This window comes from Desulfosarcina sp., assembly GCF_041551955.1.
Lineage (GTDB): Bacteria > Desulfobacterota > Desulfobacteria > Desulfobacterales > Desulfosarcinaceae > Desulfosarcina.
The window spans coordinates 1-7,032 of the sequence record NZ_JBFELV010000270.1; the positions used below are offsets into that span (position 1 = coordinate 1).

General features: G+C 56.0%; 7 protein-coding genes and 1 tRNA gene. All 8 read right to left on the minus strand.

The genetic code is table 11. The features are described from left to right. Positions 1 to 368, minus strand: a 368-nt coding sequence (locus ABYV26_RS17455) for a hypothetical protein (RefSeq protein WP_372682637.1), incomplete at its 3' end; no start/stop codon positions are given. Between the two features lie 360 nt (positions 369 to 728). After that, a tRNA-Met gene (locus ABYV26_RS17460) sits at positions 729 to 805 on the minus strand. A gap of 132 nt (positions 806 to 937) precedes the next feature. After that, entirely contained in the window at positions 938 to 1,252 is a 315-nt protein-coding gene (locus ABYV26_RS17465; RefSeq protein WP_372682638.1) for a DUF167 domain-containing protein, read from the minus strand. Between the two features lie 142 nt (positions 1,253 to 1,394). Next, a complete protein-coding gene (locus ABYV26_RS17470) occupies positions 1,395 to 1,823 on the minus strand; it encodes an acyl-CoA thioesterase (RefSeq protein WP_372682639.1) in 429 nt (142 codons plus the stop codon). 118 nt (positions 1,824 to 1,941) lie between these two features. Further along, the gene (gene thrH / locus ABYV26_RS17475; protein WP_372682640.1) at positions 1,942 to 2,550 is read right to left on the minus strand and encodes a bifunctional phosphoserine phosphatase/homoserine phosphotransferase ThrH; all 609 of its coding nucleotides are present in this window, start codon (positions 2,548 to 2,550) and stop codon (positions 1,942 to 1,944) included. 15 nt (positions 2,551 to 2,565) lie between these two features. Further along, positions 2,566 to 3,882 (minus strand): homoserine dehydrogenase, encoded by a 1,317-nt coding sequence (locus tag ABYV26_RS17480; protein WP_372682641.1) that lies wholly within the window; start codon positions 3,880 to 3,882, stop codon positions 2,566 to 2,568. Between the two features lie 341 nt (positions 3,883 to 4,223). Next, positions 4,224 to 5,585 carry a DUF3999 domain-containing protein gene (locus ABYV26_RS17485; protein ID WP_372682642.1) on the minus strand — a complete coding sequence of 454 codons (1,362 nt, stop codon included), beginning with the start codon at positions 5,583 to 5,585 and terminating at the stop codon, positions 4,224 to 4,226. Continuing rightward, positions 5,582 to 7,032: DUF2339 domain-containing protein (locus ABYV26_RS17490; protein WP_372682643.1), on the minus strand; the 1,451-nt coding region annotated here is incomplete at its 5' end. The genes ABYV26_RS17485 and ABYV26_RS17490, both read right to left, overlap by 4 nt.

A 7,032-nucleotide genomic window follows, 5' to 3' on the forward strand; every position in this document is an offset into this window, starting at 1 on the left:
ATGTAATAAGTTGATGCTTCCTGAAGTCCTATAACATTTGGTTTGTATTTAGCTATTTCCCCAGCGATGGCTTCGGCACGTTCAGGAAAATCAGTATCCAGCATAGTCGTGAAAACATCAAAAACTGCTAATGGTACTGCTGTTGGATTTGGATTTGGTATTAAATTGCCCTCATCGTCAAGAATGAATGCTGCCTCAACGACCCTGAAAATATCGGCACCAAGATACAGATTCTGAGTCATCACTTTGACGGTACTCTTTTTATTCCATTCTTTTTTTGCTGTAGCTGATGACAAAGGAAAAATTAGTGAAAAAAGGACTAACCATAGCCAGACATATCGGGATTGTTTTTTAATGTGTGCGTTCATTTCCCCCCCTAAGACAATAGTTATTGATACACCATGATGGAAAAACTGCTTAGGTTGAATATGAGATCATCAAGATATGATTATCTCCGATCAAAAATTTTGATGACTGGAATGAAAATTTTCACTGGGTTAAAACTAATGTCCATCCGAAGGACCGAACATGTCAATAAAAAAAGACCCTGCAGGGGGATGGGACAAAGGGGCTAAACCAGGATGGGGTGGAAAGCAGGAAGACAAAAAAGAGGTGTTAAGGACGGCTCACCTGCCAAGGTGATTGCGTGGTTTTCCAAAACCGACACCATTACGACACACTCCAATAAAAAAGGGTCACGGTGAAAAGCCGTAAACCCTTAATAATAGTGGTAGCGGGGAGAGGATTCGAACCTCTGACCTTCGGGTTATGAGCCCGACGAGCTACCAGACTGCTCCACCCCGCATCAATTTTGAAAAGCAAATAATAAGAGAAATTTCTGTGGTTGTCAACAGCCGAATCGGTGAAATAATTAAAAAGGTCATTGACGCCATTGTTCCCGGTTGCTTGGCCGGTCAGGCAGACCAGATGCAGAACACTATGTTTTTACCCAGGACATGATCACCGTTTTGATCGATTCCCGTTCGCTGGCATCCTTCTGGCAATAAACCATGACCTGTTTGTTTCGGCCGGTGTGGCCGGAGACGATGGTCACTGCTGATTTGGCCACGGATAACAGCCCCGCCAGGAATACCCCGCAGGCTTTATTGGCGGCATTGTCCACGGGTGGTGCGGTGAGATTGATCTTCAACGCATCGCCGTATACGCCTGCGACCTGGTTTTTAGAAGACCGTGGCTGGACGCGTATCTTAAAAATCAATCCGTCAGGTTTTTCCTGGATGGTGAAGGGCATGGTCGGGGTTCTGGGTTCTGGGTTCTGGGTTCTGGGTTCTGGGTTCTGGGTTCTGGGTTCTGGGTTCTGGTGGGTTGAAAAGACGTCACTTCCGTTATTCTGTCAATCTTTTAATCCCCTGACACCTCAATTCTCCAATTCATCAATCCTGCATGTTGCCCTTGATCAGGTCACGAATGAAGGCCGGCGGGCGGACCACCTTCCCCTTGCCATTGATAAACGCGTGCCGGGTATACCCAGTGGTGTGGATGACGGCGCCGTCCTGACTGGTTATCGTGTAGTCGAACTGCATGCCGGCGCGAAACCCCGTATTGAGAATCGCTTCGATCACGATCAGGTCATCATAACGCGCGGGAGTGAGATATTTGCATTTGACCTCGGAAACCGGAAGCATGAGCCCCCGGGCTTCGATCTCGCGGTAGGGCAATCCCAAGTGGCGAAACAGTTCGGTTCGACCGATCTCAAACCAGCGCAGATAATTGGCGTGGTAGACGACCCCCATGGTGTCCGTGTCGCCGTAGATCACCCGGTAGGAGGTGCTGTGGGAAAGGGTGGTGGGTTGTGGATTCATGGTTCTGGGTTCTGGGTTCTGGGTTCTGGGTTCTGGGTTCTGGGTTCTGGGTTCGAAAGGCTCCAATCCCGTCGATCTGTCAATTTGTCAACCCCTCAATTCCTCACTTCCGAATTTTTCAATCCCTTTTCAGCATCTTGCCAAAAACGTCCTTTAGTTCGTCGTAGGTTGTGGCTACAGGAAACTGAGGAAACTCATCGATCACATTCTGGGGAGGGCGAAAAAGAAAGCCCTCGTGGGCCTCTTTAAGCATGTTGACATCGTTGTAAGAGTCTCCCATGGCCAGCACGTGGAAGTTCAAACGTTTAAAGGCTTGAACCACCTTGCGCTTGCCGTCGGTCTGCCGCAGGTTGTAATCGGCGATGGCGCCGTTGCCGTCGATGGTCAGGCTATGGCACAACAGGGTGGGCCAGCCCAACTTTTCCATCAACGGCCGGGCAAATTCAACGAAGGTGTCAGAAACAACGATCACCTGGGTGCGGGCCCGCAGCCAGTCCAGAAACTGCCGGGCACCCGGCAGCGGGTCCATGGTGGCGATGACGTCGGTGATGTCCTTAAGTTTGAGTCCGTTGGCGTCGAGGATGGACATCCGCCGCTTCATCAACACATCATAATCGGAAATGTCCCGAGTGGTGAGACGCAATTCATCGATGCCCGTGCGCTCGGCCACGTTAATCCATATTTCCGGGACGAATACGCCTTCCAGGTCTGAACAGATTACATGCATGAAACCTCCGTGGAATTACTCCTGCCCGTTGTCGTCTTCGATGCGGATCAGCATCGGGGTGCTGGCGACCACGTCCAGGGCACCGATTTCAGCCAATGCTCGGATCACGTCAGCCTCCCGGGCGTGGTGGGTCAGCATGACCACGGGCACCGAACCGTTGGTTTTTCTTCCCTTCTGGTGAACGTATTTCAGGCTGATGGCATATTTGCCCAGGATGCCGGCGATTGTGGCCAACACCCCGGGCCGGTCCATGGCATCGAAGCGAAAGTAATAGTGGGTGACGATGTCGTCCATGGGCATCACGGCAATGGTCCGGATCTCGGCCGGCTGGAAACCCATGACCGGCACCCGCCCGGCGCCGTCAGAAGCCAGGTTTCTGGCGATGTCCGCAAGGTCGGAGACCACGGCGCTGGCCGTGGGCATCATGCCAGCCCCGTGGCCGTAGAGCAGGATTTCTCCCACCGCATCTGCCGAGACGCTGACGGCATTCAAAGTGCCGTTGACATTGGAGAGCATGTTGTCGAACGGAATCATGGTCGGATGAACCCGGGCCTCCACGGCCCGGCCGTCGAACTTGGTAATGGCCAGCAGCTTGATGCGGTAGCCGAACTGCGCGGCAAACTCGATGTCCATAGGAGTGATTCGGGAGATTCCCTCGATGTATACATCATCGAAATTGATCTTCATCCCGAAGGCCAGGGCCGAGAGAATAGCCAGCTTGTGAGCCGCATCCTGGCCCTCGACGTCCAGGGTCGGGTCGGTCTCGGCATAACCCTTGGCCTGGGCCTCAGCCAGGGCGGTTTCGAAAACCAGGCCCTCGTCGGTGATCTTGGAAAGGATGTAATTACAGGTGCCGTTGAGTATGCCGATCATGGCGCAGATCCGATTGCCCACCAGGGATTCCCTGACCGTCTTGATGATGGGCATGCAGCCGCCCACACTGGCCTCGTAGGCCAGGTCGACGCCCTGTTCGGTGGCAGCGGCGACAATCGCATTGCCATGTTTAGCCAGCAGGGCCTTGTTGGCGGTTACGACATGTTTGCCCTTACCGATGGCATCGAGAATCAACTGTTTGGCAATCCCCTCACCGCCGATTGTCTCCACCACGATATCGACCGTGGGATCGGCGATGGCCACGGCCGCATCCGGGATCATCACACCGGGTGGCAAGGCAAGGCCCCGTTCCTTTTGCGTGTCTATGTCAGCTACATATTTAAGATTGAGTGTGCATCCGATGCGCTCACGGATGATATCCCCGTTTTGCAACAGCAATCGGGCCACCCCCGTACCCACCGTGCCGCAGCCTAAAATGGCAATGTTGACCTGTTTCATCGTTTGTTGGTTCCTGACGCGTGTTGGCCTTGGATAATCATCGCAACGGGTTATAACCGATTTGGCAATTTCTTATGACCCCAACCGGAAAGTCAATAGAAAAAGAAACAACGTGGTTGATTGGTTCAATTCGTTCGATTGGTTGGATTGGTCGATAGACCGTTTTCGGTGTTACGTGTTAAGTGTTTGGTGAAGCGCGTTTTCGGTCACCCGGTTTTTAACGTAAGACGTTCGTCGTAAGGCGTAAGGCGCGAGTCGCCCTCACGCCCTCATGCTCTCACGAACCTTCAGCTTCGTCCCTCTTATTCTCTGATCTTCTATCCCTTTGAGCTGACCAATGCCTACTGCTTCAATCGTCGGGCCAACCGCCAGGACATGACGGCCACCACCAGCACACCGGCCAACAGCACCGACCACAGCACGATCCGTCGCATCGGCAGCGGTTTCGGAAGCGGCGTCAGCCGCTGGGGGCCGCCTAAAACCATGCGTGAGTCTCGCGGCATCACCCAGCGCTCGAGACTATTATCGCGATGCCGGCCGATGCCGTCGAAAAGGGCGGCCACGTTTACCTTCAGCGGCTCAACTGCGGCGCTGCCGAAAGCCAGGATAAAGGGGCCGCTGCCCCGGGCAATGAAAAATAGGTCGTGGGGACGGTAGCCGAGCTCCAACTGGGGAACGGCGCTGCCGATGGTGCTGTCGCTTGCGTCAACGGTAAGCCGCCAGAGGCGATCCATGGAAACAGGCACGGCCTGAGGGGCGCTGGTTAAAGCGGTATTGTCCACATCGATGCGGTAAAAAAGGCCATTGGCTCGCCGGGTCCAGGCAGCCTTGGCATCATCACGGGATTCGACCACCGCTTCGGCCATGCTGTTGGCTTGGTCGAAGATGAGGTTGACCCGGTCCACCGGAAACACCCCGGTGCTGTGGTATTCGTATACACCCGGTGATTCGGGGACGGGTTGGCCGTCGGTCTTGAAAAAAACACGAATGGCCGTCCGGCCTTCCGGCTTGATCCGGCCCTCGATTCGAATCAGAGAAATCGCCGGCCCGGAATCCATCTGCCGCAGGCGCAGGTAACGCTTCGTGGTCGGATTCAGAGAGATGGTGTTGCTGAGCAACCGGCGGCCACCATGCCGAATGTCCGAAATCGCCGATCGCTGCTGAACCATTGTCCAGTCCACCAGGTCATCGCTGGCATCCACGGCCAGGGTAGCCATCAGATTGGATTCACCCCGTCGCCATTCCAATCGCAGCTGGGCAAGGCTACGCCCGACACGGCTCAAATCAATCAGAAACGACCGCGCGTTTTCCACCGATGCGTTCGAAGATCGGGGATCGACGCGCACCACGGCCCCGTCCGGTCCGGTACGCACATAAACCCGGTAACCGCCGGCCTCTGATGTCGCGTCTGGTGGAAGCGGGAAAAATAAGAGCGATTGCCAAGGCGCTTCAGCCGGCTGGGTCTGGGCATATCGGATCATGTGCGGCACCGGTTCCCCGCTGGCGTTGAATACCCGGACATCTCCCAGATCCCTTCGGTAGGCGCTTTCGTAAACCTCTTCGGGCAGGCTCATGGCGGCAACGGCCGAACCGGCGGGCACGTCGATCTTAATGCCGTAGGCAAAGTCATTCACGGTGGTGTCCGCCATCGACACCGTTGGGGCGAAAAATGCCACCAACACCAGCCACAGCCAATTTCTCATTTATGTTCTCCTTTCAATTCCACCGGAGGCAATGGGGTAAAAAAGCCAATCACCAGCATCAGCCCTCCCACCGCCAAAAATGAAACAATCCGGGAGACGGTGCCCGAACCCGATAGGTCGACCACGAAAAGCTTTGCGACCACCACCGCCAGCAGACCGGTTCCGGTGAACCACACCACCCGTCTTTTCAGGCGATTGGCGGCGACCATGCACCCCAGCGCCAAAAGCCCCCACAACACGGCTATTGCCGCGTGGAACAGATCGGATCGGAACAGAGCATCCCCGTCGTAACGCACGCCGGTCTGGTGGTGGACGGTACGGGCCACGACGGCCGTCAGCCAGAGGAAAATCCCTGCTGCTGGGGTTCCCCACAACACCGTAGGCGGCAGGCCCGCAGCCGGGGCAACCAGCTCACGACTCACCCACAGCACCCAGCTGACGGCAACCAGAAATACGAATATCTGAACCAGGTCCAGGGGGTTGAGCAGCGGCAGGTAGGGCAAAGGCCTGGGATCACCGTTCAGGCCAAGGCCCATCATCGTCCAACCCATCAGACCGAGAACCAGCAAGGTTGGCAGCCATCCACGGTACGCCTTCTGCCAGGGATCGAAAGGCCAGTGGTTTAGATTGCTGAACCGGATCAACGCCACGACGGCGACGGCCGGAAGCCCCCCCCAGGTAATAAAGGCCCAGACCCGGCCACCGCCGGCCAGCTGATTCAGCAGCCATGAGGCTTCCCAGCCCAGCAACCAAATGGCCAGCAGCGCCCCCGCCACGTGCCATCCCAGCGCGATGGTCTCATTCCAGACGGTTTCCATGCGGCGAAGGAGATAAAAATGAACCGCAACGCTTAATGGCCAAACGACGATCCACCACCCCTTGAAAGGATGCTCGACGTCGTATTGACCCAAAAGCGCAGCCGCCGCCAGGACCATGACGGGCAGGAATCCAATGGTCGGCCAGCGCATCCCCTTCCAGTCCAACCGCCGAAAAAGGGCTCCCATGGCCATTGCGCTGAGGGAAATGAATGTCATCGAACCGACCAGTTCATGGCGTCGGACCAACCGGCGATCGATCTCCTCCAATCCGGTACCGAACCACCAGAGCAGGCCCCAGGCCATAATGGCGACCGCAAAGGGCCGTTCCAGCCGATGCAGCCGCGCCCCGAGGCGTTCCAGGAAAAAGGCGGAAAACAGACCCGCGGTGCCCAGCATCATGCCGCCCAGAAATCGACTGTTGAAAACAGCCGTCTCGTTCCAGGCTCCGTGGCTGCCAAGCACCAACATGGCACCCGATCCGATCTGAAGCAGCAGCCCAAATGAACGGGCCGTCCATCGGTTTTGACGGACACCCACCCATACAAGGCCTGCACCCTCAAGGCTCCAGGCCACGGCCGTCCAGTTGCCGGACAACGCCAGTGGAATGGCCAGGCTGCCAAAGATGACCC